General features: G+C 69.7%; 26 protein-coding genes. 9 read left to right on the top strand and 17 right to left on the bottom strand.

The annotated features are described in order from the left end of the window. Positions 1 to 144 precede the first annotated feature (144 nt). Positions 145 to 1680: a hypothetical protein gene (locus A5773_RS25255; RefSeq protein ID WP_197507912.1), complete on the top strand. Its 1536-nt coding sequence runs from the start codon at positions 145 to 147 to the stop codon at positions 1678 to 1680. A 5-nt stretch (positions 1681 to 1685) separates the two neighbouring features. On the opposite strand, the gene A5773_RS25250 is transcribed toward A5773_RS25255, so the two are convergent. Together A5773_RS25250 and A5773_RS25245 are read right to left on the bottom strand one after the other, a co-directional pair. Continuing rightward, complete coding sequence (locus A5773_RS25250; RefSeq protein ID WP_066956472.1) at positions 1686 to 2714, bottom strand: NAD(P)-dependent oxidoreductase; 1029 nt, start codon at positions 2712 to 2714, stop codon at positions 1686 to 1688. After that, positions 2711 to 3490, bottom strand: a complete 780-nt coding sequence (locus A5773_RS25245; protein ID WP_197505808.1) for an S-methyl-5'-thioadenosine phosphorylase — start codon at positions 3488 to 3490, stop codon at positions 2711 to 2713. Before A5773_RS25245 ends, A5773_RS25250 begins: the two co-directional genes overlap by 4 nt. Before the next feature lie 71 nt (positions 3491 to 3561). On the opposite strand from A5773_RS25245, the gene A5773_RS25240 reads away from it, so the two are divergent. Together A5773_RS25240 and fabH are read left to right on the top strand one after the other, a co-directional pair. Then, on the top strand, positions 3562 to 4434 hold the full coding sequence (locus A5773_RS25240; RefSeq protein WP_067793113.1) for a 1,4-dihydroxy-2-naphthoate polyprenyltransferase: 873 nt from the start codon (positions 3562 to 3564) through the stop codon (positions 4432 to 4434). Positions 4435 to 4601: 167 nt separating this feature from the next. Beyond that, positions 4602 to 5609, top strand: coding sequence for a beta-ketoacyl-ACP synthase III (gene fabH, locus A5773_RS25235; RefSeq protein ID WP_067265166.1), 1008 nt, complete (start codon positions 4602 to 4604; stop codon positions 5607 to 5609). 6 nt (positions 5610 to 5615) lie between these two features. Here the strand turns inward: fabH and A5773_RS25230 are convergent, their stop codons facing one another. Next, on the bottom strand, positions 5616 to 5936 hold the full coding sequence (locus tag A5773_RS25230; RefSeq protein WP_067265197.1) for a DUF4229 domain-containing protein: 321 nt from the start codon (positions 5934 to 5936) through the stop codon (positions 5616 to 5618). Positions 5937 to 6021: 85 nt separating this feature from the next. Here A5773_RS25230 and A5773_RS26195 point away from each other — a divergent pair, with 85 nt between their 5' ends. Next, the gene (locus tag A5773_RS26195; protein ID WP_156622576.1) at positions 6022 to 6183 is read left to right on the top strand and encodes a hypothetical protein; all 162 of its coding nucleotides are present in this window, start codon (positions 6022 to 6024) and stop codon (positions 6181 to 6183) included. Between the two features lie 8 nt (positions 6184 to 6191). Here the strand turns inward: A5773_RS26195 and A5773_RS25225 are convergent, their stop codons facing one another. From A5773_RS25225 to hemL, 7 genes are read right to left on the bottom strand one after another with little or no spacing between them, the layout of a single operon-like run. Continuing rightward, a complete protein-coding gene (locus A5773_RS25225; protein ID WP_067265200.1) occupies positions 6192 to 7487 on the bottom strand; it encodes a MinD/ParA family protein in 1296 nt (431 codons plus the stop codon). Between the two features lie 42 nt (positions 7488 to 7529). After that, positions 7530 to 8507 carry a c-type cytochrome biogenesis protein CcsB gene (ccsB, locus tag A5773_RS25220; RefSeq protein WP_067793112.1) on the bottom strand — a complete coding sequence of 326 codons (978 nt, stop codon included), beginning with the start codon at positions 8505 to 8507 and terminating at the stop codon, positions 7530 to 7532. Then, positions 8504 to 10081, bottom strand: a complete 1578-nt coding sequence (locus A5773_RS25215; protein WP_067265170.1) for a cytochrome c biogenesis protein ResB — start codon at positions 10079 to 10081, stop codon at positions 8504 to 8506. The genes ccsB and A5773_RS25215 overlap by 4 nt, the downstream gene beginning before the upstream one ends. A 47-nt stretch (positions 10082 to 10128) precedes the next feature. Further along, the gene (locus A5773_RS25210; RefSeq protein WP_067793109.1) at positions 10129 to 10908 is read right to left on the bottom strand and encodes a cytochrome c biogenesis CcdA family protein; all 780 of its coding nucleotides are present in this window, start codon (positions 10906 to 10908) and stop codon (positions 10129 to 10131) included. Continuing rightward, positions 10905 to 11492, bottom strand: a complete 588-nt coding sequence (locus A5773_RS25205; RefSeq protein ID WP_066956453.1) for a TlpA disulfide reductase family protein — start codon at positions 11490 to 11492, stop codon at positions 10905 to 10907. The genes A5773_RS25210 and A5773_RS25205 overlap by 4 nt, the downstream gene beginning before the upstream one ends. Positions 11493 to 11494: 2 nt before the next feature. Then, a complete protein-coding gene (locus tag A5773_RS25200; protein ID WP_066956450.1) occupies positions 11495 to 12103 on the bottom strand; it encodes a histidine phosphatase family protein in 609 nt (202 codons plus the stop codon). After that, positions 12103 to 13434 carry a glutamate-1-semialdehyde 2,1-aminomutase gene (gene hemL, locus A5773_RS25195; RefSeq protein WP_066956447.1) on the bottom strand — a complete coding sequence of 444 codons (1332 nt, stop codon included), beginning with the start codon at positions 13432 to 13434 and terminating at the stop codon, positions 12103 to 12105. The genes A5773_RS25200 and hemL overlap by 1 nt, the downstream gene beginning before the upstream one ends. Before the next feature lie 173 nt (positions 13435 to 13607). Here hemL and A5773_RS25190 point away from each other — a divergent pair, with 173 nt between their 5' ends. Next, positions 13608 to 14000, top strand: coding sequence for a nitroreductase family deazaflavin-dependent oxidoreductase (locus A5773_RS25190; RefSeq protein ID WP_066956445.1), 393 nt, complete (start codon positions 13608 to 13610; stop codon positions 13998 to 14000). A gap of 28 nt (positions 14001 to 14028) precedes the next feature. Here the strand turns inward: A5773_RS25190 and A5773_RS25185 are convergent, their stop codons facing one another. Together A5773_RS25185 and A5773_RS25180 are read right to left on the bottom strand one after the other, a co-directional pair. After that, positions 14029 to 14991 carry a DNA polymerase domain-containing protein gene (locus A5773_RS25185; RefSeq protein ID WP_067265176.1) on the bottom strand — a complete coding sequence of 321 codons (963 nt, stop codon included), beginning with the start codon at positions 14989 to 14991 and terminating at the stop codon, positions 14029 to 14031. A 61-nt stretch (positions 14992 to 15052) separates the two neighbouring features. Continuing rightward, positions 15053 to 15475: a MarR family winged helix-turn-helix transcriptional regulator gene (locus tag A5773_RS25180; RefSeq protein ID WP_066956443.1), complete on the bottom strand. Its 423-nt coding sequence runs from the start codon at positions 15473 to 15475 to the stop codon at positions 15053 to 15055. A 114-nt stretch (positions 15476 to 15589) separates the two neighbouring features. Between A5773_RS25180 and A5773_RS25175 the strand changes: the two genes are divergently transcribed. Next, positions 15590 to 16117, top strand: coding sequence for a hypothetical protein (locus A5773_RS25175; RefSeq protein ID WP_066956440.1), 528 nt, complete (start codon positions 15590 to 15592; stop codon positions 16115 to 16117). 20 nt (positions 16118 to 16137) lie between these two features. Here A5773_RS25175 and A5773_RS25170 read toward each other — a convergent pair whose 3' ends face one another. From A5773_RS25170 to A5773_RS25155, 4 genes are read right to left on the bottom strand one after another with little or no spacing between them, the layout of a single operon-like run. After that, positions 16138 to 17508, bottom strand: a complete 1371-nt coding sequence (locus tag A5773_RS25170; protein WP_066956437.1) for an amino acid permease — start codon at positions 17506 to 17508, stop codon at positions 16138 to 16140. A 21-nt stretch (positions 17509 to 17529) separates the two neighbouring features. After that, on the bottom strand, positions 17530 to 18270 hold the full coding sequence (locus A5773_RS25165) for a class I SAM-dependent methyltransferase (protein ID WP_156659696.1): 741 nt from the start codon (positions 18268 to 18270) through the stop codon (positions 17530 to 17532). A 55-nt stretch (positions 18271 to 18325) separates the two neighbouring features. Continuing rightward, positions 18326 to 19681 carry an MFS transporter gene (locus tag A5773_RS25160; protein WP_066956434.1) on the bottom strand — a complete coding sequence of 452 codons (1356 nt, stop codon included), beginning with the start codon at positions 19679 to 19681 and terminating at the stop codon, positions 18326 to 18328. A gap of 4 nt (positions 19682 to 19685) precedes the next feature. Further along, a complete protein-coding gene (locus tag A5773_RS25155; protein ID WP_066956431.1) occupies positions 19686 to 20840 on the bottom strand; it encodes an LLM class flavin-dependent oxidoreductase in 1155 nt (384 codons plus the stop codon). 376 nt (positions 20841 to 21216) lie between these two features. On the opposite strand from A5773_RS25155, the gene A5773_RS25150 reads away from it, so the two are divergent. From A5773_RS25150 to A5773_RS25140, 3 genes are all read left to right on the top strand, one after another. Next, positions 21217 to 22095, top strand: a complete 879-nt coding sequence (locus A5773_RS25150) for an alpha/beta hydrolase-fold protein (RefSeq protein ID WP_231989262.1) — start codon at positions 21217 to 21219, stop codon at positions 22093 to 22095. 9 nt (positions 22096 to 22104) lie between these two features. Next, a complete protein-coding gene (locus tag A5773_RS26190) occupies positions 22105 to 22272 on the top strand; it encodes a hypothetical protein (RefSeq protein WP_156659694.1) in 168 nt (55 codons plus the stop codon). A 248-nt stretch (positions 22273 to 22520) separates the two neighbouring features. After that, positions 22521 to 25838: a LuxR C-terminal-related transcriptional regulator gene (locus A5773_RS25140; RefSeq protein ID WP_066956424.1), complete on the top strand. Its 3318-nt coding sequence runs from the start codon at positions 22521 to 22523 to the stop codon at positions 25836 to 25838. A gap of 1 nt (position 25839) precedes the next feature. Here A5773_RS25140 and A5773_RS25135 read toward each other — a convergent pair whose 3' ends face one another. Continuing rightward, positions 25840 to 26526 carry a GDSL lipase gene (locus A5773_RS25135; protein ID WP_066956670.1) on the bottom strand — a complete coding sequence of 229 codons (687 nt, stop codon included), beginning with the start codon at positions 26524 to 26526 and terminating at the stop codon, positions 25840 to 25842. Between the last annotated feature and the right edge of the window lie 68 nt (positions 26527 to 26594).

Genomic DNA, 26594 nt, shown 5'->3' with positions numbered 1-26594 from the left:
ATCCCGGGGGGCAGCGTCACCCCCCCCCCCCCCCCCGCGCCCCCCCCCCCCCCCCCCCGCCCCGCCCCACAACCCCCCCCCACCCCCCCCCCGCCCCCCCCCGCCCCGGCGGCGGCGGGGACCGCGACGACGCGGCGCCGGCACATCGTCAGCGACCTGACCGCGATCGCGCTGCTCGTCTTCGCGCTGTTCCTGCCGTGGAATCTGTACTTCGGCGTCGGGATCCCCGGCAGCAGTACGACCCTCTTCGCGGTGTTGCTCGCCGTGACCGCGCTGTCCGTCATCGCCGTCGCCGTGGCCGGTTCCTGGAGGTCCTCCGGCGCGCGTTTCAACCCCGCGAGGGCGCGCCGGCTTCGCCTGGGGCTGAACGTCCCCTACGCGCTGCTGGTGCTGGCGTTCGTGGTCTTCGACGCGTTCGAGACCGTCCGGTTCGGTGGCACGGTGAACGTGCCGGGCGGGGTGGGGCCGGGCGCGTGGGCGGGAATCGCCGGCTGCATGCTGAGCGCGCAGGCGGTGGCCGCCGGCGCCCACACCGGACCGGTTCCCGAGGGCGACGAGCACACCGGCTGGCTGCGGTCGGCCCGGCTCATCGGCTACGCGTCGATGGCGTTGGCGGCGCTCAGCTTTGGTTTCAACCTGTACTGGCGGGTTCGCTACGCGCTGCAGAACACCGGCGGCGCCGCCGCGTTCGGCAAGCAGAACGTGGCGGTCATCGTGACGGCGGTGGTGTACGGCGTCGTGGCGCTGGTGGCCGTGTTGGTCGCCGCCAGGTGGTTGCTGCGCAGCACCAGGGCCGCGCGGCTGGCCACCGTCGCGCTCGGCACGTCGACACTGGTCGCCGGGATCCTGGTGTGGCTCCTGCCCCTGGGGCGGGACGTGGACGCGTTCCACGGCATCGCGCAGAACACGTCGACCGCCGGGGTCGGCTTCGAGGGCTACTTGGCGTGGGCGGCGGCCGCCGCGATGTTCGCGCCGCAAACCCTGTTCGGTAACCGCAACACGACGGGGGCCGAGGAGAGCGCCTGGCGGGCGGCGGCCCGAAATGGCTTGCTGCTCATCGCCGTATGGGGCCTGGGCTCGATGCTGATGCGGTTGACCGACCTCTTCGTCGCCGTGAGCCTGGATTACCCCTTCTCCCGGTACGACAGCATGGTGCTGGCCGCGTTCGATCTGGCCACCGCGGTGCTGGCGATCTGGCTGCGCATCAACCTGCGCCACGCCGCCCACTCGGCGCGCCTGATCTCGTCGCTGTGCGGTCTGGTCGCCACGCTCAGCGTCGCCCGCGTCGTCGTGGGTGTGGTGCTGGCACCGCGGTTCGCGGACTCAGCCAACTCCCCCGCGCAGCACCCGGTCTACGGCAACAACCTGGCCCAGCAGATCACCAGCACCTTCGATGTGGCGCTGTGCGGCCTGGCGTTGTGCATCCTGGGGGCCGCGATCGTCACCGGCCAGCTGCGCGGCCGCCGCGTGCGCCGCCGCCGCGCCGCCCCCAAGCCCGCCGTGCCTGCGGGCGGCCCGGCCGCGCCGAGGGCGCGCGTCCCGGTGGGCCACGCCGCCCCGCCGTCGGCCGCGGCCACCACCCGGATCACCACCGGTCCACGGATCTTCCGCGGCGACGACTCCGCGACGCGACAGATTCCCGTCCAGAAGCCCAAGATCTACCGGCCGCCGCAGGGGTAGGGCGCTCAGCGCAGCGGGGCGAACGCGAACTCGCCCAGGCCCTCGGCCGGGTCGATGGCCGCGCGGAAGCCGAGCACCTCGGCCGCCCGGGATGGATCGGCGACGATGTGGCGCACGTCGCCGCTGCGGTACTGGCCGGTGATCACGGGCGAGAGCGAACCGCCGCGCGCGTCGCACAAGGCGCCGGCCACCTGCAGGATGGAGACGGGCCGTCCGGAACAGACGTTGACCGCGGTGAATCCGTCGATGTCCTGGGTCGCCGCGAGGTTGGCGGCGGCCACGTCGTCGACGTGGACGAAGTCACGCATCTGGCCGCCGTCCTCGAAAACCCTTGGCGGCTCGCCCCTTTCGAGCGACGACCGGAAGATGGCCGCCACCCCGGAATACGGGGTGTCGCGGGGCATCCCGGGGCCGTAGACGTTGTGGTAGCGCAACGCCACCACCGAACCGCCTGTCGAATCCGACCATGCCAGCGCGTAGTGCTCCTGAGCGGTCTTGCTGGCCGCGTACAGGCTGCGCGGCCGCAGCGCGGCGCCCTCGTCGACCAGGCGCCACTGCAGTTCCTCGCCCCCGATCGGGCAGCGGTGTTCGAAGCTCCCGGCGTCGAGGTCGCCGCGCCGCCGCGGCAACGGATCGACGTGTCCGTGTTGCCCGCAGTGGTAACGGCCCTGCCCGTACACCACCATCGACGACGCCAGCACCAGGCGGCGCACCCCGGCGGCGAACATCTGCGCCAGCAGCACCGTGGTGGCGAGATCGTTGTGGCCGCCGTAGGCGGGGGCGTCGGCGGCGTCCACGCCCGCACCGACCATCGCCGCCTGATGGCAGACCAGGTCCACCCCGTCCAGCAAGGGCGCCAGCGCATCGGCGTCGCGGACGTCGACGCGGTGACATCCATGCGGCAGCACCGGATTCGGGCCGTGCGCCGCCGGCAGCAACACGTCGACGCCGACGACGTCGTGGCCCGCCGCCCGCAGCGCCGCGGCCACCCGCGAACCGATGAAACCGGCCGCCCCGGTGAGCAATACCCTCATGGCAGCTCGAGGGGCAGCGTCACGCCGGTGTGCGGCAGGCACTGCGTGCAGTTGCGTTCGTCGGCGACGCGGCCGATGGCCTGGCGCACCAGCTCCTTGAATCCCCCGATGTTCTTCTCGAATTCGGCGAACACCTCGACGGTCGTCACGCCCTCGCCGACCGAGACACCGGCGTCCAGGTCGGTTACCAAAGCTATTGTCGCATAACACATTTCGAGCTCACGCGCGAGCACCGCCTCCGGGTAGCCGGTCATGTTCACCAGCGAGAACCCCGCTGAGGCGAACCACTGGCTCTCCGCGCGCGTGGAAAACCGGGGCCCCTGGATCACCACCATGGTGCCGCCGTCGACCACGTTGGGCAGGCCGGCCACCGCGGCGCGCAGGGTGGGACAGTATGGGTCGGCGAAGTCGACGTGGATGCCGCCGGAATCGAAGTAGGTGTCGGGGCGGCCGCTGGTGCGATCCACCAGCTGGTCGGGCACCACCACCGCGCCCGGCCCGTTGTTGAGGTTCAGACTGCCGACGGCGCACGGGCCGAAAACCCGCCGCACCCCGAGCTTGCGCAGCGCCCACATGTTGGCCCGATACGGCACGGTGTGCGCCGAGAACTGGTGCGTGCTCCCGTGCCGGGGCAGGAACGCGACCTCGTGTCCCCCGACGGCGCCGATCGTCACCGGGGCGCTGGGCGGGCCGTACGGGGTGTCCACGTCGACGGCGCGGGTTTCGGTCTCGAAGAAGGTGTAAAAGCCGCTGCCGCCGATGACTCCGAGCATCAGCCCATTGTGGTGCATGGCCCCACGCCGATCGCGGGTGCGGGGGCGCGCCGGGCCCCTGGCAGGATGCGTGCGTGGCCAATTTCGGGCAGTGGATCTCTGGTGCGCGGCCGCGGACGCTGCCCAACGCGGTGGCGCCGGTGGTCGCGGGCACCGGCGCGGCGGCATGGCTGGGATCCGCGGTGTGGTGGAAGGCGCTGCTGGCGCTGGCCGTCGCGGTCGCGCTGACCGTCGGTGTCAACTACGCCAACGACTACTCCGACGGCATCCGCGGCACCGACGACGACCGGGCCGGCCCGGTGCGCCTGGTGGGCTCGCGGCTGGCCTCCCCCCGCTCGGTGCTGGCCGCCGCGGTGGCGAGCCTAACGATCGGGGCGGCGGCCGGCCTGGCGCTCGCGCTCGTCAGCGCGCCGTGGCTGATCGCCGTCGGGGCGGTGTGCATCGCCGGGGCGTGGCTGTACACGGGCGGCTCGAAACCCTACGGCTACGCCGGTTTCGGCGAGGTCGCGGTGTTTGTGTTCTTCGGCCTGGTGGCCGTGCTCGGCACCGAGTACACCCAGTCGCTGCGGGTGGACTGGGTGGGGGTGGCGCTCGCGGTGTCGATCGGCGCGCTGTCGTCGTCGGTGCTGGTGGCCAACAACCTGCGCGACATTCCCACTGACGCGCAGTCGGGCAAGATCACGCTGGCGGTGCGGCTGGGTGACGCCCGCACTCGCGCGCTGTACCAGGCGCTGCTGGCGACCGCCGGGGTATTGACCCTGGTGCTGATGGCGGCGACGCCGTGGTGCGCCGTGGGATTCGTTGCCACGCCGCTGGCGCTGCGTGCGGCGGGTCCGGTGCGGTCGGGACGCGGCGGCCGGGAGTTGATTCCCGTGCTGCGGGATACCGGGCTGGCCATGGTCGCCTGGGCGATCGTGGTGGCCGCGGCGCTGGCGCTGGCCGGCTGATCGAGCGTGCGCCCACGGCGTTGACTGTGCACTGGCGGCGGCGTTTCACGGCGTGTCACCGCCGTAAATGCCCACTCGAGTGAAATAGCACGGCCGGATCCGATAACAATGAGGGACCGGCGTCGGGACCGATGGCCGTTCACAGCGAGCACCGATCGGGGACAGCAATGAAGCAGATCGCCGCGACCAGTGGACCGAAGAACATCGGCATGCTCAGCGTCGGCGCGTACCGCCCCGAACGGGTGGTCACCAACGACGAGATCTGCGAGAACATCGAATCTTCCGACGAGTGGATCTACTCCCGCACCGGGATCAAGACCCGCCGGTTCGCCGCCCGCGACGAATCCGCCGCGTCGATGGCCACCGAGGCCGGGCGGCAAGCGATCGCGAACGCGGGGCTGACACCGTCGGACATCGACTGCGTGATCGTCGCGACCAGCACGCATTTTCTGCAGACCCCGGCCTGCGCCCCGGCCGTCGCCGCGGCGCTGGGCGCCACGGGTGTGCCCGCGTTCGACGTCTCGGCGGGGTGCGCCGGCTTCGGCTACGCGCTCGGCGTCGCGGCCGACATGATCCGCGGCGGGACCGCCGCCAAGGTGCTCGTCCTCGGCTCGGAGAAGCTGTCCCCCACCGTGGACATGCAAGACCGCACCAACTGCTTCATCTTCGCCGACGGCGCGGCCGGAGTGGTGGTCGGCGAGACACCCGATCAGGGCATCGGGCCGACCGTCTGGGGCAGTGACGGCGAGCAGGCCCTGGCGATACGCCAGGACATTGACTGGATCGACTACATGGACAGCCCGACGGGCCCGCGCCCCTTCCTGCGGCTCGAGGGCAGCGCGGTGTTCCGGTGGGCGGCATTCGAGATGGGCAAGGTCGGCCGGCAGGCGATGGATGCGGCGGGCGTGCGGCCCGACGAGATCGACGTGTTCGTGCCGCACCAGGCCAACAGCCGCATCAACGAGGTCCTGGCCAAGGGCCTCGAGTTGCGGCCGGACGCCATCGTCGCCAACGACATCGAGCACACCGGCAACACGTCGGCGGCTTCCATCCCCCTCGCGATGGCCGAACTGCTGGCAACCGGGGCGGCCAAGCCGGGCGACCTCGCGCTGCTGATCGGTTACGGCGCGGGCCTCAGTTACGCCGCGCAGGTCGTCCGGATGCCCAACTTCTGACCCGTCTCACGCGTCGTCGGTCGGCGCCTCACCCTGCAACCGCGCCCGCAATTGCTCGCGCTCCTGGCGCCGGCGCTCGCCGGCGATCGCCAGCGACGCGGTAGCGCGCCGGCGCAGCGGGCCGAACAGCCAAATGCCCAGCGGCATGGCGATGATGAGAGCGAACAACGCGGCGACCGCGATCGGAAACTGGGTGACACCCATCAGGCGCGCCACCCCGTAGATCGCCGCGGCAAGCGCCACCGCCAGCAGCAGCCGCGCCCCCGCGTAGAGCAGAACGTCGACGACCGCCCGACGGCCGGCGCGTTGCGGCCCGCCCTCGTCCACGCGGTCGCCGGCGCTGTTGTCGCTCGCTCCTTCTGACACAGGGGAGAGCCTACGACGCGGGTATATTCGTCAACGGAGGTGTTGAGTGCTCTACCTGCTGCTCGTCCTGATGTTGGGGACGCTGATCTACGTTGGCTGGCGGACGGCTCGGTCACAAACCAATCGGGCGAAGACGCGCGTTATCGGGCCCGACGACGATCCGGACTTCTTACGGCGGTTAGGGCACGGGGACAACAACCCCCGGTAAGGCTGGCTCTACGCGACTCCGGGATTGCGCTGGTCGCCCGGGAACCCGTCGGCGACAATGGCCGCCAGCTCGGTAAGCGCCTCGCGGGTCGACCGCTTGAGCCGGTCCAACTCGATTTCGGCGCCCTCCTCGAGGTGCGGGTCGAACGGCACGATCTGGACCGCGCGGCACCGGCGGGAGAAGTGGTCGACCACCTTGTTCATGTCGACCTTGCCCGTTCGCGACCGCACCCCGTTGATGACCGCGACCGAGTTGCGGACCATCTCCTCGTGGCCGTGCGCGTCCAACCAGTCCAGCGTCGCCGACGCGCTGCGGGCCCCGTCGATGGATCCCGAGCTGACCACCACGAGAACGTCGGCCTTCTCCAGTACCGAGGACATCACCGAATGCAGCAGTCCCGGGCCGCAGTCGGTGAGCACCAAGCCGTAGAACCGCTCCAGGACGTCGAGGACCCGGGTGTAGTCGTCGGCGCCGAACGCCTCCGAGATGGCCGGGTCGGTCTCCGACGCCAGCACCTCCAGCCCGCTCGGGCCTTTCGAGGTGTAGCGGCGGACATCGCTGTAGCGCTCGATGCTGCCGGCGTCGTGCAGCAGCTGGCGCACCGTCGCCGCCGTCTCCAGCGGGATCTTCTGGCTCAGGGTGCCGCGGTCCGGGTTGGCGTCGACCGCCACCACCCGGTCACCGCGGATGGAGGCGAACGTCGCACCCATGGTCGCGGCGATGGTCGTCTTGCCGACGCCGCCCTTGAGCGACACGAGCGCGATCCGGTAGCACCCGCGCAACGGCCGGTTCACCTGCGCCACCAGGTTGTTGTACCGGGCGGCCCGGGGGCCCTCCCCGAGGTTGACCAGGTGGCCGGACAGTTCGTAGAGCAGCCTGCGCCAGCCCTCGGAGGGCGGTGGCTTCACCGGCCGCAGCAGCATGCCGGTGGACAGCTCCGGGTACGGCGTGTGCGGCAGCGATTCCGGGCGCGCCGGGGCTTGCGGGGGCGGCGTCGCGACCGGGCCGGTGTAGTAGGCGCCGTACGCGGTCGGGTCGACCCGCGGGATGCCGGTCACCGGGGTGGCGTCCCACGGCGGCATCCCCGCGGGCCTGGGCGTGGTGGGCGGCGCCGCCTCGCGCCGCTCGGGTCCGGGGACCCGCCGCTCGGTGCGGAATCCGGCGAAGGCGCGAGTCGGCGCTTCGCCGCCGTCGGCAAGCGAGTCGTCAGTGTTTTCCGGCGATGGCAAGGCGGACAACTCCTGCGGAGGCAATTGCGTCGTCGGTTGATCGGGCGTCCCGACGCCCGTTGGATGGTCGGACACGTGCACTCCCCCTTGTTGTGTTACTCGGGTCGGTCGCTGCGGTCACCCCACGCCCGCATACGAATGCAGGCCCACGGTCACCAGGTTAACGAAGAACAGATTGAAGACCATGGCCACGAACCCGGCGACGTTGATCCAGGCCGCCTTCCTGTCTCGCCAGCCCGCGGTCGACCTGGCATGCAGGTACGAGGCGTAAATCACCCACGCGACGAAGGACACCGTCTCCTTGGGGTCCCAGCCCCAGTACCGGCCCCAGGCCTCCTCCGCCCAGATCGCCCCGAAGATGACCCCGAAGCCGAACACCGGGAAGGCGAAGATCGTGGTCCGGTAGGCGACGCGGTCCAGGGTCTGCGCGTCGGGAAACCGCTGGACGATCCGGGCGAGGGCGCCCTCGGCCCCGGGTTCGCCCAGCCGAGACGTACGCAACAGGAACAGGATGCTGGCGATGCCGGCGACCATGAACACCCCGGAGCCCAGACTGACCACCGACACGTGGATGGGCAGCCAATAGGACTGCAGCGCGGGCATCACCGGCGCGGCGTTGGTGTAGAGCCAGCGGCCGGACACCGTGAGCAGGATCAGCACCGGAACCAGCAGGAAAACCCACAGCGGGCGGTACTGCGGGCGGCGCAGGACCAAGGCCCCGGCGAGCAGGCCGCACATGCAGGTCAGGTTGATGAACTCGTACATGTTGCCCCACGGCGGCCGCAGGGTGGCCAGGCCGCGCAGCACGATGCAGGCCAGCAGCAGGCCGATGCCGAGGTAGACGACGGCCAGCCCGGCCCGCCCCACCCGTTCGTCCAACGGCCGGCCGGGGGCCTCCTCCACGATGCCTGGGGTGAAGCTGTCGGAGGAAACCGCACCGGCCAAGACCCGCTCGCGCCTGTCGACGCGGCGGCCGCCGGCATAGGCCAGCTCGAAGGCCAACAGCAACAACGCGATGACGAGCGCCACCACGGCCGAGGTGAAAGCCCAGTCGGAGTAACGCGCCAGGCCGATGTTGACGTGCACCGTGTTCATTTGACGTCCACCTGAGAACTCCTTTTGGACGCGGGGGGCTTCGGTGAGTGCGCCACGCCGGGCTCACCCAGGCCGTTGAGCACCCGCTCGGTCAACCGCTCGAACTCGTCGCCCCACCCGGAGTTGTCGGTGCGCGCCAGCCCGCCCAGTTCGACGTTCACCGTACCGGCCCCCGGGGTGAGCCTGACCCACACCCGGCGCCGGCGCACCAGCAGCGATACCACCAGGCCCGCCATCATCGTGATGGCGAAGACCAGCACCCAGGCCTGCCCGGGGTCGTGGGATACCTGCAGGTTGACGAACGGCACGGCGCCGTCGAAGCGGACGACGGTGCCGGCCGCCGGGCCCTGATCGATCCGCACCTCCTGCCCGGCGCGCAGGTTGACCCGCTTTTCCCTGGTCAGCCGGCCCTGCTGGATCAGCCGCGGATCGAGTGTGAACAGTGATTGCGGTCGCCCGGTGTCCAGCCCGGTGTCGCCGCGGTAGATGTCGACGGCTACCGCGGGGGCGTTCAGGGCCGGGAAGCGCGACGACAAGAGCGTGCCGTCGAGCTGCTCGGTCGGCGCCAGCAGGCCCTGGATCGCGATTTCGTGCTGTCGGCGATCGGCGGAGTTGGGATAGCTGCCCGCGGGCGGGTCGATGCGCGCCACGCCCGACGAGAGAAGGGTCTGCGGATTGTCGGGTCGCCATTGCACGGTCGACGAGCGCGTCTGACCGTCCGGGAAGGTCACGGTGAAGGAGGGCGCGTAGCCGTGGCCCTGCAGGTACACCCGGTCGCCGCCGACCCGCAGCGGGTGGTTGACCTCCAAGAGGTAGTGCCGCCAGCTGTTGGCCGCCAGATCGTGCCCGGCCTGGTAGTCGATGTCGGCGGCGAACGAGGTGGCCTGCCCGGACGGCAGGTAGTGCGCCTGGAAGTCGTTGACGCGTATGCAGATCGGGTTGAGCGACGTGCCGTCGACGGTGTTGCCGGCGCGGAACGAATCGAATGCGGCCGGCGAGGCCGAGCAGAACCCCGGGCCGGAGTCGGCGATCACGATGACGTTGCCCTCGTAGCCGAACAGCTTGCCGACGGCCACCGCGACCAGCAGGCCCAGCAGCGAGAAGTGGAAGGCGATGTTGCCGAACTCGCGCAGATAGCCCTTCTCGGCGGACACCTCGACGGCTTCGCCTTCGTGCCGGATGGCCGTGCGCCAGCCGCGCAGCCGGCCGGTGATCTCGTTCGCCAAGGCGTTCAGTTCGTCGGCGCCGGCTTCGATCTCGGCGCTGGCGTGCTTGGGCAGCCGGGCCAGGTTGCGCGGGGCGGCCACCGGGGTGGCGCGCAGGCTGCGAGCGTGCTCGATCATCCGCGGGGTCAGGCAGCCGACTAGCGAGACGAACAGCAGGACGTAGATGGCCGTGAACCAGAAGCTGGAGAACACGTTGAAGGCCTGCAGCCGATCGAGCCATGGCCCGATGACCCGGTGGGCCTTCAGGTAGTCGTCGACCTTGCCGGCGTTGAGGCTGCGCTGCGGCAGCAGCGCCCCGGGGATCGCTCCCAGCGCGAGCAGGAACAGCAACACCAGCGCGGTGCCCATCGACGTCAGCGCGCGCCAGGTGTTGCGGGCCCAAGCGAGAACTTGCCTCAAATCGGCAGCCTCACGTCGGACACGAAGGCGTCGCGCAGCCAGGAGACGAAGTCGTTCCACGCCCCGCTGACCAGCAGCGCACCGACCGCGATGAGCAGCGCGCCCCCGAAGATCTGGATGGCCCGGGTGTGGCGGCGCAGCCAGCCCAGCGCCCCCACCGCGCCCGCCGAGCCGAAGGCCAGCAGCACGAACGGGATGCCCAGCCCGAGGCAGTACGCGATCACCAGCGTGATCCCGCGGGCCACGCTCGCGCCGTCCGTGGCCGAGGCCACGGTGATCACGCCGGCCAGCGTCGGCCCCAGGCACGGCGTCCAGCCCAGCGCGAATACCGCGCCCAGCAGCGGCGCCCCGGCGACCGTCGTCAGCTGCCGCGGGCTGAACCGCGCCTGGCGTTGCAGGGCCGGGATGAGGCCGACGAACACCAGCCCCATCACGATCGTCAGGACGCCGCCGACCCGCTGCAGCAGCAGCTGGTTGGTGATCAGTGCGGTCGTCATGCCGAGGACGGCAACGGTGCCCAGCACGAACACCGTGGTGAACCCGGCAACGAACAGCGCCGCCGAGCCCGCGACCCGCCAGCGCGCCGACGGTGGGGCCTTGATGGCGCCGGGCGGCGGTTGCTCGTCCACGCCGACAACGGCGGCCAGGTAGGACAGGTAGCCGGGTACCAGCGGCACCACGCAGGGCGAGGCGAACGACACCAGCCCCGCCAGCAGGCACGCCCCGAGGGCCACCAGGAGCGGTCCGGCGGCGGCGATCTGGGTGAACCCGCTCACTCCTGGGCCAACTTCTGCACCACGGGCTGCAGGTCGGCCACCAGCAGTTCGCGCAGGAACACCGCCGCGACCCGGTGCTGCCGGTCCAGGACGAGCGTGGACGGGATCACGGTGGTCGGGTACTTGCCGCCGAACGCGATCAGCGTGCGCATCGCCGGGTCGTAGATGGAGGGGAACGTCACGTGGCGGTCGTTGACGAAGTCCAGCGCCGCCTGCCGGTTGCTGTCGCGCACGTCGATGCCGAGAAAGGACACCCCCTTGTCGCGGGTGGCGTCGTACACCTGCTGCAGTTGGCTGACCTCGGCCCGGCATGGGCCGCACCACTGCCCCCAGATGTTGATGACGACGACGCGGCCGCCGAAGATCGGATCGTCCAGCGACAGCGGATGAGCGGGGTCCGCCAGGTCCGGCCCGGACAGGGGACCGGGGTGGCCGCGGCTGGTCGGCGGGTTGTAGTAGATGTCGGTCTTCCCGCCGGGCGAAACGAATTCGAACGTGCCGCCCTGGGCCACCGCGTCGCGACCGGAAGAACAGCCGGCGACCAGGGTCGTCAGTACGACCCCGGCCGTCGCCAGTCGCCGCATGATCAACCGCCCGCCGGTTCCTGATACTCGACGTCGACCAGCCGGTCGCCCTCGTACACCAGGGTGGTGATCGAGCACAGCCCGCACTCGCGGCGCCGCGGGTCGTGCCACAGGCGCTGGCCGGTCACGTGCAGCCGCAGCGTCCACACCGGGAGCTGATGGCTGACGCACACGACCTCGCTGCCGGCCGCGCGGGCGCGGGCCTTGTCCACCGCGGTCGTCATCCGCGCCGCGATCTCGGCGTACGGCTCGCCCCACGACGGGGTGAACGGATTGCGCAGGTGCCACCAGACCCGCGGGTCGCGCCAGGCGCCGTCCCCGGGGCCGACGCGTCGGCCCTCGAAGAAGTTCGCCGATTCGATTAGGTCGTGGTCGGTGTCCACGGCCACGTCGTGCTTCGCGGCGATGGGCGCGGCGGTTTCCTGGGCCCGCTGCAGTGGAGATGCGACCACCGCGACGATGTCGCGGCCGGACAGCGCATCGGCGACCGCGGCCGCCTGCTCGCGGCCCCGGTCGGACAGGTGGAACCCGGGCAGCCGGCCGTAGAGGACGCCGCTGGGGTTGTGCACCTCGCCGTGGCGCACGACGTGGACGCGGGTTTGCTCGGCCATCAGGGCTTGTCCTCCTGGGCGGCGGCGCGGGCCGCGTTGGGCAGGGCGTCGGCGATCCGGTCGAACGCCGCGTCGTCCAGCGCCGCAGAGACGAACCATGCCTCGAAAGCACTGCAGGGCGGGTAGACGCCCGCGTTCAGCAGGGCGTGAAAGAACGGCGGGTAGCGCCACGTCTGGCTGGCCCGCGCGGACGCGAAGTCGGTCACCGGCGCGTCGCCGAAGAACACGCTGAGCATGTTGCCTGCCCGCGAAAGTTGGTGCGGCACAGCGGCGTTGGTCAACGCCTGGGAGAGCAGGCCGGCCAGCCGGTCGGCGTTGGCGTCCAGTGCGGCGTAGACCGCGGCGTCGGCGGCGCGCAGGGTCGCCAAGCCGGCGGCCACCGCCACCGGGTTGCCCGACAGCGTGCCGGCCTGATACACCGGCCCCAGCGGCGCCAGCCGCTCCATCACCTCGGCGCGTCCGCCGAAAGCGGCCGCGGGCAGTCCGCCGCTCATCACCTTGCCGAAGGTGAACAGGTCGGCGGGGACGGGATCGATTCCGTACCAACCACTTCGGCTGACCCGGAACCCGGTCATCACCTCGTCCACGATCAGCAGCGCGCCATGCTCGGCGGTGATCGCGCGCAGCCCCGCGTTGTAGCCGGCCACGGGCGGGACGACGCCCATGTTGCCTGGGCTGGCTTCGGTGATCACCGCGGCGATCTGGTCGCCGAATTCGGCGAACGCCCTGCGCACGGCGTCGATGTCGTTGTACGGCAACACAATCGTGTCGGCCGCCGCCGCGCCGGTGACCCCGGGCGAGGACGGCAGACCCAGCGTCGCCACCCCGGAGCCCGCGTCGGCGAGCAGCGCGTCGGCGTGGCCGTGATAGCAGCCGGAGAACTTGACGATCTTGGGCCTGCCGGTGAACCCGCGGGCCAGCCGGATCGCGCTCATCGTCGCCTCGGTGCCGGAGTTGACCAGCCGTATCCGTTCGACCGGCGCCACCCGCTCGATGATCTCGGCGGCCAGGCGGCTCTCCGCCGGAGTGGGCGCGCCGAACGACAGTCCGGAAGCCGCGGCCGTGGTGACGGCTTCGACGACGGCGGGGTGCGCGTGTCCGAGGATCATCGGGCCCCAGGAGCAGACCAGGTCGACGTAGCGATTGCCGTCCGCGTCGGTGAGCCAGCACCCGCGGGCCTCGGTGATGAAGCGCGGGGTCCCGCCGACCGCGGTGAACGCGCGCACCGGGGAGTTCACGCCGCCGGGGATGACGGCGCAGGCCTCCTCGAACAACCGGGCCGACGCCGCCGTCGTCGCGGCATGCGCGGTCGCCTGGTCACTGCTTCCCATGACAACCAGTGTCCCAGCCCCCGCGGCCGGTTCAACTACAGGGTGTAGCAGGAAGGGTCAGGCATCGCCTTGCCGCTTCGTTACCTGGCGAGTCGCCCATGTTAAGACGCTAGACCCGATCGCAGCCAAAAGTTGGGTTGATACCCGGCGGCGCAGGCGAGTTGGATAGCGGTATGCAGATGCCGCAGGGGCTCGCCCGGTTCAACCGCCGCGTCACCAATCCAGTTCAGCGGCTATGGGCCGGCCGGCTGCCGCCGTTCGCCATCGTCGAACACGTCGGCCGCCGCTCGGGCAAGCCGTACCGCACCCCGGTGAACGTGTTCAGCACAGCTGTCGACGGCAAGCCCGGGGTGGCGATCCTGTTGACCTACGGCCCGGACCGGGACTGGCTGAAGAACTTGATCGCCGCGGGAGGCGGGCGCATGCACCGCAACGGCAAGAGCTTCGGCATCGCCGAGCCGCGAGTGGTCACCAACGACGAGGCGGCCCGGTACGTGACACGGGGCCGCGCGGTGTTCGCCCGGCTGCCGTTCGAGCAGGCGGTATTGCTCACCAGGACCGAGTAAGGCGGGCGCCCGCACGCCCGGGAGGTCGTCAAGCCCCAGGGGTCGTCCGGCGGGCCCGCGCGCGCCGTTTGCCCTCGTGCATAGCGGCCAGCCGGGCGACCGGAATCGCGCGGCCCTGCTCGATCAGATCGTCCGGCAGACGCTGCGGATCAGGCATGTGCTCGGACCACGGATCGCGCCCGGCAAGGGCAGCGATCGCCGTGTGGATGGTGAAGTCGCCGGGACGTACGGAATCGAGATCCGACCAGGCGAGCGGAAAGGACACCGGCATGCCCGGCCGCAGGCGCGGGCTGTAGGCGGCGGCGACGGTCGCCCCGCCGGCCCGGGTGGAGTCGACGAACACCTTGCCGGCGCGGTCGGCCACGATGAAAGCCGTTGTCGCCCTTTGCGGGTCGAGCGCTTCGACGCGGGCGGCGAGCGCCCGGGTAGCCGCCGCAACGTCGTCCACCGCGGCCGTGCCGTCGACCGGCACGAAGACGTGAATGCCCTTGGCGCCGCTGGTCTTCACCGCGCCCGCCAAACGGCTGTCGGCCAACGCCTGCCGGACCAGGTAGGCGACGGCGACCACGGCGGGGAAGTCGCCGTCGGCCGGCGGGTCGAGGTCGAGCACCAAATGGGTGGGCCGACGCAGGTCATCGACCAGTCCGAGCGACGGGTGGTATTCGAGGGCGCGCTGATTGGCCAGCCAAAGCAGCGTCCGCCGGTCGTCGCAGACGACATAGTGCACTTGGCGTTTCGATGCGTCGGCCCATACCGGGACGGTCCGCACCCAGGCCGGTGCGTACTTCGGCACGTTCTTCTGCATGAACGCGGCCTGGCCCCGCAGCAGGCGCAGCACCGTGAGCGCGCGACCGGCCAGGACGGGCAACATTCGGTCGGCGACCGCATCCAGGTAGTCGATCAGCTCACGCTTGGTGGCTCCGGCGTCCGGGCTCAGCGGCTGGTCCAGGTTGGTCAGATCAACGCCGGCGCGCCGCTCCTCGGCTGTCATGGCACACCGACCGGCGGTCCACACCAGCCCCGGATTGCACTGCGGCGTGCGCTCGACGTGTTCATCCGAACGCCAGCTGGCGCAGCACGCGCAGAAAGACGGTTCGGTCGCTGGTGGACAGCTGCCCGAGCCAGCGCTCCTCGCCGGCTTGGATGTCGCGCTGCGCGGCACTCTTGATCGACCGTCCGGCGCTGGTGATCGCCAGCAGGCGCGCGCGACGGTCATCGGGATCGGGTGAGCGTTCGATGTAGCCGCGCTCCTGCAGTTCATCGAGCGTGGGAATGATGCGCGTCTTGTCGGCGCCGATCGCCTCGGCGAGGGCCGCCTGCGTGCGGATCGGCGAGCCATCAAGGGCGCTGAGAATGACGTAACCCCACATCGACAGGCCGTGCGCCGCCAGCACCGGCCGCTCGGCGGCCACGGCTTGCCGGGTCAGCCGCACGAGCATTGCCGCAAGATCTGGACGCGTCGACTTTCGTGCCATGTCGTGATGATAGACATCGGCATTTTATATGCATTGTCATATCATCTATGTACGCTTATTATTTTGTCAGGCGGTACGGGCTTGCCGCGCTGCCATTTGACATAGGAGCTGTCCATGACCACAACGCAACGCGGCGACGTCTTGGCCAGTGGTGACGACGGCCGGCCATCCTCGGGTGAGGCGAAAGCGGCGGGCCAACCGCCGATCACACCCGGCGCCGGGCTCATCAGCACCGACTGGCTGCCGGGCCCGTCCGACTCGACCCGGTTCCCGGTTGTAGTGAGTTTCACCGACTTTCATAGCGAATCCGAACAGGATTGGCAGCAGGTCGCCGAACTGGGTTTGAGGCTGGCGCAAAGCTGGCCGATCATGCACGGAGCGGTCGGACTGTGGCTCTGGGGCAAGCCTGCGGAGTGCCGCGGCGGATCGCTATCCGTCTGGGACAGCAGAAGCGATTTACGCCGTTTCATCCGCTGGCCGGTGCACGCCGAAATCGTGAAGAACTGGCGGGGACGGGTGCGGGTGGAATCGGTGACTTGGACTGACGAGCGATTCGTCCCGACGGTGACATGGGGTCGCGCCGAGGAACACATGCGGATGCCCCGCCACATGTCAGCCGGTCGGCAAAGCGGTGACGATTAACCGCCCGAGGCACTGGGTTGCTACTCCCCCGCGGGGATCGCACTGCGGCTACCCATTCGGCCGCGGGCGCGGGCGGCGAAGTACACCCCGATCACCACCGCCCACGACAACAGGCTGAGCCAGAGCTGGCTGCGCGCCGAGCGATCGAAGGCCATCTGCACCAGCACGGCGGTGATTCCGGCCAGGGTGAGGATGGACAATACCGGGAAGAACCACATCTTCACCCGCAACTTTTCGGCGGGGGTGCGGCGGCGCAAGGTGATCTGCGAAAGCGCGATGAGCCAGTAGACGAACAAGATGATGGCGCCCGAGGAGTTGAGCAGGAACAGGAACACGGTGTTGGGCGCGACGCGCGCCATGATGACGCAGCCGAACCCGACCGCCGACGAGCACAAAATCGCGACGTGCGGAACGCCACGCCCGCTCAACCTGACCAACCGCGTCGGGGCCTCGCCCCGCTCGGCGAGCACGAACAGCATGCGCGACGCGGTATACAGTCCGGAGTTCAGGCAGGACAGCACCGCGGTGAGCACCACGGCGTTCATCACCTGGTCCGCGCCGCGCAGCCCCAGGTGGTTCAGCGCGGCCACGTACGGCGACGCGCCGAGTTCCACGGAGTCCCAAGGCAATATCGCCACCAACAAGAACACCGACCCCACAAAGAAGACGCCGATCCGCGCCACCACCGATCTGGTGGCCTTCTGGACCGCCAGTTCCGGGTCCCGGCTTTCCGCCGCGGCCACGGTGACGATTTCGGCGCCGACCATGGAGAAGATCACCACCACGATGGCGGCGAAGACGGCCCCGACGCCCTTCGGGAAGAAGCCGCCGTGCGCGGTGAGGTTGGCCAGTCCGCCGTGATGGCCCGGCACGAGGTCCAGCACGAAGGCCGTGCCCACACCGAGGAAGATCACGATGGTCGCGACTTTGATTCCGGCGAACCAGAATTCGAACTCACCGAAAGACGAGACGGAGAACAGGTTGGTCGCCGTCATCAAGACCATCAGGCACAGCGACAGCAGCCACAGCGGCGCGTGGAACCAGTAGTTGAGGACTTTCCCGCCGGCGACGGCCTCGAAGCCGACCACGATCACCCAGAAGTACCAGTACAGCCAGGCGACCGAGAATCCCGCCCAGCGGCCCAGCGCCTTAGCCGCGTAATCGGCGAACGAACCGGTCGACGGGTTCGCGGCCGCCATCTCGCCCAGCATGCGCATCACCAGGACGATCAGCAAGCCGCACAGCGCGTACGTCACAAACGCCGCGGGGCCGGTGTCTTTGATCACCACACCCGAGCCGACGAACAAGCCGGCACCGATGACGCCGCCGAGGGCGATCATGCTGAGCTGGCGCTGCGACAGCCCCTGGCGCAGTTGCGGAGTGCGTGCCATGCCGGTCGGATGCAGCGGTGCTCAGTCGAGGCGGGTGGCCACCACCGACCACACCGGAAGGTGGACCCGGTGGTCTTCCAGCAGGGGGTCGATGACGCCCAGCCGGTGTACCAGCGGCCGCATCCGCTGCAGAATCTCGCCCTGCTGTTCGGACGCGAGCGTCTTCATGGCGTCGAACGTCTCCTTGAGGAAGCGGGCCTCATACGTCGTGCTGCCCAGGTAGTCGATGCGCCATCCGTTGGCACCGAACACCCGCTCGAAGTTGTCGGCGGGTATGGCCGTCCACTGCAGGCCGTTGACGTTGTGGGGGCTGAATTCGAACATGTACAGCCGCGCCCCGGGCCTGGTGGCGCGGTGCAGCGCCTGCGCGTACCGCGTCTGGGTGACCCCGTCGTTGAGGAACACGTGATAGAAAGCGCTGTCCACCACCGTGTCGAATCGACCCTCGAAGCCTTCGAGCCTGGTGGCGTCGGCCACTTGGAAATCGACCTCGACGCCGGCCCGATCGGCGTTGCGCTTGGCTTGCTCGATGGCCGAGGGTGAATCATCGATTCCGGTCGCCGAATATCCATGCGCGGCAAAGTGAATGGCGTGATGGCCGGGGCCCGTGCCGGGATCGAGCACCTCGCCGCGTATCCCGCCGTAGGCCACCAGCTGCTGGACCGCCGGCTGCGGGCCGCCGATGTCCCAGGGGATCCGCCCGCCGGCATGTTCTGCCTCGTCGTACAGCGGCTCGAAACCGGCGACGTTCCCGTCAGTCATTGCCTTCTCGCTTCCTCGCGACTCCCGACGGGAACGACACTAGTGCGAAGTTAGCTCAAAGATATAGGTCTTGCTCGCGGATCAATGCCGTGGCGAGCACGCTGATGACGGCCGTCGCCACCAGGTACCCGCACGCCAGCCATGGCGCGCCGCCGAGGGCCGCGATGAGCGCGGTCACGATCATCGGGGTAACGCCGGAGGCGTAGATGCCCGAGAACTGATACACGAACGACAGACCAGTGTAGCGCGTGCTGGTGGGATACAGCGACGAGTACAGCGTGCCCTGCGCCCCGTAGAACAGCGCGTGCACAACGCCGAACACGACGACCAGCGCCACCGCGAACCAGACCAGGTTCCTGGTGCCGAACAGGGCGAAGGCGGGGAACGCCGCGACGCCGTAGCATGCCACGCCGGCCAGGTACACCCGGCGGGCGCCGAACCGGTCGGTCAGCGCCCCCGACACGGGCAGCAGCGCCGCCATCAACAGGGCGGCGATGGTCACCACCACCAGCACCGACACCCGGTTGAAGCCCAGCGCCCCGGTGGCGTAGCTGATCGCGAAGACGCCCCAGGTGTTGAACGCCGAGCCTTCGGCCCAGCGAGACAGCAAGCCCAACACCGTGTTTCGCCTCGACCGGGGTTCACGGACGATCTCGCGGATGGGCACCGTGGCCGTGGCCTCGAGCTCACGCAGCTCGCGGAAAGCCGGTGTCTCCTCGACCCGCAACCGCACCACGACGCCGACCACCACCAGCACCAGGCTGAGCAGAAAACCGATACGCCAGCCGTAGGCGAGGAAGCGGGCCGGACCCAAGGCGATTTGCAGGAACGCGAAAATCCCTGTGCCCAAGGCTAATCCGAGCGCCAGCCCGATCTGCGGGATAGCCCCGAAGCGGCCGCGCCGGCCCTCGGGGCTGTGCTCCACTGCGAGCAACACGGCACCGGCCCACTCGCCGCCGAGGGCGAATCCCTGCAGGATCCGCAGCGCCAACAGCAACAGCGGCGCCCACACCCCGATCTGCGCGGCGGTGGGCAACACCCCGATCAACGCCGTGGCGACGCCCATGATCAGCATGGTCAGCGCGAGGCTGCGCTTGCGGCCGATCCGGTCGCCGATGTGGCCGAAGACCAGCCCGCCGACCGGCCGCATGACGAACCCGACGGCGAACGTCGCGAACGCGAGCAGCGTGCCGACAAGTGAGCTCTCGCTGGGAAAGAAGACCTTGTTGAACACCAGGCCCGCCGCGGTCGCGTAGAGGAAGAAGTCGTACCACTCCACGGTGGTGCCCAACAGGCTCGCCGCGACGACGATGCGCAGCCGCCCGCGTTGCTGCGCGGCGGACTCTTCGACCGCGCGGGCGCTCGGGTCGAGGCCTGCGCCGGTCGCCGGCGCGGGCAACGTGGCCGCCATGGTCTCAGTGGGCCGAGGCGGCCGCGAACGGCGTCGCCGATACCGGGCGCGACCGGCCGTTGGGCCGGCCGGGATGACGCCACAACCCCGTTCGCTCCAGCAGCGGCAGGACGCCCTCGCCGAACCAGTAGGCCTCTTCCAGGTGCGGATATCCCGACAGGATGAAGTGGGTGATGCCGATCTTGGCGTACTCGGTCAGCCGTTCGGCGACCTCGGCGTGCGACCCGACCAACGCGGTGCCCGCTCCCCCGCGGACCAGCCCCACGCCGGCCCACAGGTTGGGCCCCACCAGCAACCGGCTGCTGCTTCCGCCATGCAGGTCCAGCATGCGCCGCTGGCCCTCCGATTCGCTGCGGGCCAGGCTGGCCTGCACCCGCTCGACGTCGGCCGGGTCGACAGCGGCCAGCAGCCGGTCGGCCTCGGCCCATGCCTGCTCGGACGTGTCGCGGCTGATCACATGAATCCGCAAGCCGTACTGCAGGATTCGGCCGGCGTCCACGGCCAGCCCACGGATCCAGTCGATCTTCTGCGCGACCGCCGTGGCCGGCTCACCCCAGGTGAGGTAGACGTCGCTGTGCTTGGCCGCGACCGGACCGGCCGCCGCCGACGATCCGCCGAAGAACACCGCCGGCACCGGATCGGGTGGATTGTTCAGCTGCGCGCCCTCGACGCGAATGTGCTCTCCCGCAAAGGTGACCGGCTCCGATGCGGTCCACAGTTGGCGGACCACGTGCAAGAACTCGGCGGTGCGCGCATAACGCGCCTCCTTGTCGAGAAAGTCTCCGTAGGCCCGCTGCTCGTGCGGTTCGCCACCGGTGACGACGTTGAGCAGCAGCCGCCCGCCGGAATGCCGCTGGAAGGTCCCGGCCATCTGGGCGGCCAGGGTGGGGCTCAGCAACCCGGGCCGGAAGGCGACCAGAAACTTCAGCGTCTCGGTGGCCTCGACCAGCATCGCCGTCGTCAACCAGGCATCCTCACACCACAATCCGGTGGGGGTGAGCACCGCCTCGAAGCCATTGTCCTCGGCAGCCGCACAAATCTGGTGCAGGTACTTCAGCGTGGCGGGCCGGTCCCCGGACATCGGCGTCCCGTGTCCGCCCGCCACCAGGTTCCGGGAATCACCGTAGGTCGGCAGAAACCAATGAAACGCCAGACTCATCCTCAATCCTCTTTCAATCCACGACGCCAGGCACGAAAGCTCCATCCTGCGAAACTTGCGGCCGGTACGGGAGGGTTGAAACCGTCCAGATTGCATCCCCGTCCGGCGGCGCTGCCGCGCGGCGAGAGGCGTCCTCCGGGGGAGTCGACCTCCCCGCCCCATACCCGTCTTTTCTCTTCTGGCACAAGGGAATAGCAGTGCGCGGAGACACCGGCGGGCGTCGCGATGGTGGCCGTAGCATGGTGCCGCAACTCGGCCGCCAGACCCATACCTGCGGTGCCCCACAGGTAACCGGTTCATGACCGATCGGTCACGCGAGATCACACAAATGTTCCATTTCGGCGTGGCTCAGGCGGGAATGCCCGGTCAGCGCGGCATTATTGCGATCATGCCTGACCTGACACGCCGGGCGGTGCTGAGAATGGGAGCCGGCACCGGCCTGGGAGCCGCTGGCGTGTTCGCCTTAAGCGCCCTACTCGATCCGGTCAGGTCGCTAGCCGCGACGTTGCCGCAGGCTCCCGCCCCGTTCGAGCCGTCGGCAGCGAGCAGCAACCTCCCCACCAGGCTCACGGGTTCGTTCGTCTCCGCCGCCCGCGGGGGCGTGAAGACGAATTACGTGATCGCGTTGCCGCCGGGGCAAACCGGGATGCTGCGACCCGTGATCGCCCTGCACGGCAAGGACGGCGACGCGAACATGATGCTCGACTGCGGCGTCGAGCGGGGCCTGGCCCAGCTGGTCAAGGAGGGCAAGCCGCCGTTCGCGGTGGTGGGCGTCGACGGGGGCAGCGACTCCTACTGGCACAAACGGGCCGACGGCACCGACTCGGGCGCCATGGTGCTCGACGAGCTGCTGCCGATGCTGTCCTCGATGGGATTCGACACCTCTCGGGTTGGCTTGATGGGCTGGTCGATGGGGGGCTACGGGGCGCTACACCTGGGCGCCAAGCTGGGGCCCGCGCGGACCGCGGGCATCTGCGCGATCAGTCCGGCGCTGTACCCCTCGTTCGCCGACTGCGCTCCCAAGGCGTTCGACAGCGAGGACGACTTTACCCAGAACAGCGTGCTGGGTGTGCCGGCGTTGTCGCAGATCCCGCTGCGCGTGGATTGCGGCACCTTCGACCGCTTCTATTCGGCCACGCGGCAATTCGTGAGCCAGCTGAAGACGCCGCCAGCCGGCAGCTTCTCGCTGGGCGGCCACGACATCGTCTATTGGCGGGCACAGTTGCCCGGCGAGCTTGCCTGGATGGCGTCCTAGCGGAACCCCATGAGCGTCCGGCCGAGCGAACTCCCCACCCGCCAAACCGAGCGGGCGGTGAAGCGGACCGGATTTCGCCCCGACATCGAGGGCTTGCGGGCGGTCGCGGTCATCGCGGTCGCGCAGGTGCTGGCGCGCTGGCGGACCGCGCCCTGGCGGGTGGGTGAACGGCAATGAACTTCTGGTGGTCGACGAACGTCATATCAGCGAAGGGTTTTGGGAGGTTGTGGGGATGACTCCGCTGCTGCTGGCCTGCATTGCGGCCGCCGCTCCTGTCGCCGGGTTCGGCTTGCTGAACTTGCAAGCCCGCCTGGAGCGATGGGACTACGAGCGGCACGCCGAGGACTGAACCCGGGTCGTAGCTCCGCGTGCTGGCCGGCGGAGTTGCGCGCTTTCGCTGATGTTTTGCCACTCATCGTCCCCGCATGCTGGCTAACATGATCGACATTCATTCGTCGGCGGACACTCCGCTGCTGGACTGGAGCGAGCAGAGCGTGAGCGACCTGCCCACAGGGACCGTGACGTTGCTGCTTGCCGACGTGGAAGGCTCGACACGGCTGTGGGAGACCCAGTCCGACACCATGACGGCGGCGCTCGAGCAGCTCAATCAAACCGTGAACGATCTCGTCGCCGCCCACGGCGGGGTGCGGCCCGTCGAACAGGGTGAGGGCGACAGTTTCGTGGTGGCCTTTGCCCGCCCCAGCGACGCCGTCGGGTGCGCGCTTGCACTCCAGCTGGCCGTCCCGCCGCCGATCCGGATCCGCATCGGCCTGCACACCGGCGAGGTGCAGCTGCGCGACGCCGGCAACTACGCCGGGCCCACAATCAACCGCACCGCGCGGCTGCGCGACCTCGCCCACGGCGGGCAGACCGTGCTCTCCGGTGCCACCGAACCGCTGGTGCTCGACCGGCTACCGACCGATGCCTGGCTGACCGACCTGGGCGTCCACCCGTTGCGCGACCTGCCGCGGCCGGAACGCGTCGTCCAACTCAATCACCCCGGCCTGACCAACGACTTCCCGCCGTTGCGAGGGGCGAATGACGTTGCCAATGCCCATCTTCCGACACAGCTGACCAGCTTCGTCGGCCGGGGCACGCAGATCAGCGACATCGGACAGATCTTGCGGGACAACAGGTTCGTGACCCTGACCGGCGCGGGCGGCGTCGGCAAGACCCGGTTGGCGGTGCAGGTCGCCGAGCAGGTTGCGGACGCGTTCCCCGGCGGGGCCTGGTTTGTCGATCTTGCCCCCGTCACCAATCCCCTCGTCGTGCCGGTCACCCTGGCGCGCACCTTGGGTCTTGCCGACCAACCGGGCCGTTCCACCATGGAGACGGTGTCGAAGTTCGTCCGGGACCGCAAAATGCTGTTGGTACTCGACAATTGCGAGCACCTACTGGATGCCAGCGCGACACTGGTCGTGGCCCTGCTTGACGCGGGCCCGGCTGTCACGGTGCTGGCGACCAGCCGGGAGCCGGTCGGCGTCGCCGGAGAACTGACCTGGCGCGTGCCGTCGCTGTCGGTCGACGGCGAGGCGCTCGAATTGTTCGTCGACCGTGCCCGTCGCACCAGACCGGATTTCCAACGCACCGAGGACAATTCACCCGCCATCGCCGAGATCTGCCGGCGCCTGGACGGCATGCCGCTGGCGATCGAGCTGGCTGCGGCGCGGACCCGCACCCTGTCCCTGACCCAGATCGTCGACAGCCTTCATCACAACTTCCGCCTCCTGGCCGGGGGCGCACGCAACGCGGTTCGCCGCCAGCAGACGCTGCGCGCATCCATCGACTGGTCGCACGCCATGCTCACCGAGCCTGAGCGCATCCTGTTTCGCCGCCTGGCCGTGTTCATGGGCGGTTTCGACCTGGACGCCGCGCACGCCGTGGGCGCCGACGCCGGTGTGGAGCACTTCCAGCTCATCGACCTGCTCGGGCTGCTCGTGGACAAGTCGCTGATCGTCACCGAAGAAATCGACGGCATGATGCGCTACCGCCTGCTGGAGACCGTCCGCCAGTACGGCCTGGAAAAGCTCGCCGAGTCGGGCGAGGCCGAGGCCGTACGGATCCGGCACCGCGACTACTACACCGCGGCCGCCGTGACGCTGGAATCGCGGATGCGTGGCGACGGGACACCGTTGGTTCCGTGGGCCGAACTCGAGATGGCCAACCTGCGGGCCGCCCACGCGTGGAGTTGCGACGCCGGGGAGTTCGAGCCGGCGTTGCAGCTCGTCTCGGCCCTGCAGCGGCTGTGGGTGACGCGTGCACGGTTCCGCGAGGGAGTGGCCGGATTCGAGGCCGTCTTCAGCGACGAGCGGTACCGCGATACGGACGTCGCGCCCGAAATCTGGGCGCGCGCGGTCGCCGACGCGGGGCTGCTCGCGGTCTGGTACTCCGTTCCAGCCAGCCTCGAGCGGGCGGAAGAGGCCCTGGCTGCCGCGCGGCAAGTCGGCGATCAGCACCTCATCGCCCACTGCCTGAGGACCTGCTGCATGTTGGCGTTCAACGACGCGGAGCTGACCGCGCCGCTTTTCGCCGAGGCGGCCGACCTGGCTCGCGCCTCGGGCGACCTTTCCGCTCTCTACCACGTGCGCGCCTACCAGTGCTTCGCCAGGAATGTCACCGGCGATCCGATCGCGTCGCAGGAGGCCGGCGAGGAGGGACGAGACCTCGCCGACAAGCTCGGCGACAGTTTCATGTCGCGCTACAGCCGGGTGTTCCTCACGGGCGCGCTCGCCATGCAGGGCAAGCTGCCCGAGGCGCTTCGGGTATCCCATGCGCTGGTCGAGGAAGCCCGGGCCGCCGATGACCTCCCCATGGAGACGTTTGGCCTCATGGCGCTGGGACAAGCGCTCGCGATGACCGGCGATGCCGCGGCGGGCCGGGCCGCCGCGGAAGCCGCCCTCGAAAACGGCGCTGCCATCGGCGGTTTCCACGAGGACACCGCCTTCTCAGCCCTGGCCAACGCCGAGTTGGCAGATGCGAACGTTGCGGGGGCCAAGGAGGCGTGCGACGCGGCCCTGCAGCACACTTCTCCGCTGAAAGAGCTGTTTGTGCGAAGCCTGTTGCCGATGGCCGACGCTCTGATGGGTTGCGGAGACTTGCTCGGCGCCCGCCGCTGGGCGGACGACACGGTCGCAACGGTGCCCGGCTGCTATCGGGTGGCGGCGCTGACGGCGCGGGCCCGCGTCGCGGTCGCGCAACGTGAGCCGCACCAGGCCGAACGCGACCTGCACGATGCCGTCGCGGCCGCCGAGGACACGGGCGGAACCCACTATCTACCCGATGCCCTCGAAGGTCTTGCCGCCCTGGCCGCCGATATCAATCCCGAGCATTCCGCGCGGCTTTTGGGTGCGGCCGAAGGCCTGCGGCAGCGCCAGGGCTCGGTGCGCTTCAAGGCTTTTCAAGCCAGCTATGACGCGTCGCTGGCAAAGACACGAGAAGCCCTGGGCCAGCAGGCTTTCGAAGCCGTATGGGCGGAAGGCAACGCGCTGTCGACCGGAGAGGCCATCAGCTACGCGCAGCGCGGCCGCGGCTCGCGCGGACGGCCGGCCAGCGGTTGGGAGTCCCTGACGCCCACCGAACTCGACGTCGTCCGGCTCGTCGGCGAAGGATTGCCCAACAAGGACATTGCCGCACGGCTGTTCGTCTCGCCGCGCACCGTGCAGTCTCATCTCACGCACGTCTACACCAAGCTCGCCGTGTCATCGCGGGTACAGCTCGCTCAGGAAGCGGCCCGGCACGGCTAGGTCAGGTCGACAGCTGGGTGCGGATCAGCGGCGCGATCTTGTCCGCCATGTATTGATGCCCGGCGTCGTTCGGGTGCACTCCGTCCGCCCCGATCAGGTCGGGCCTACCGACGAACCAGCGTTCGGCGATCGGGTCGACCCACGTCGCACCCGCGCCGCCGGCCGCCGCCCCGAGCGCGTCGCGAATCTGCAGGATCGGGAGGGGCACGTCCGCGGTCGGCCACGGCGGCCCGATCACCAGGAACCGAGCAGACGGCGCCAGGCTGCGGGCCAAATCGAATGCGCTGCGGGCTTTTTGACCGATCACGCCCGGATCGATCGGCTCGTCGTTGCGGGAGCCGAAGAACACCACCAGCACATCGTCGCGCTGCACGGCCCTTGCGGTCAGGTCCTCGAAGACGCTGCCATGGTCGCCCGGCATGCCGTAGCCGGCCCTGCCCTCGGCCGAGACGTCGGCCGAGATCCGTTCGCCGCGCGCGGCGAGAACGTCCCAGGCGCGGGCGGGCCATGACCTCGGGCCTAGCCCACCTTCACCGGTGCCGGTGGTATAGGAGTCGCCGATGACGGCAATGTGGTTCAACCGGAAATCCAGGGTCAGCGTGTCGTAGGTGCGCACCTGAGCCGGGTACGCGATGCCGACGCCGACCAGAAAAGTCAGGCCGATGACAAAGGTGGCCAGACGACTCACCACTACCTCCCCCGTCAACGGCATCGTCATGTGCCACCGGATTTTCATCGATTATCCGCCGCCGGCCC

Source organism: Mycobacterium sp. 852014-52450_SCH5900713 (assembly GCF_001667075.1).
Taxonomy (GTDB): domain Bacteria; phylum Actinomycetota; class Actinomycetes; order Mycobacteriales; family Mycobacteriaceae; genus Mycobacterium.
Note: the sequence above shows the minus strand (reverse complement) of the source record. Positions and strands in the feature narration are given on the sequence as shown.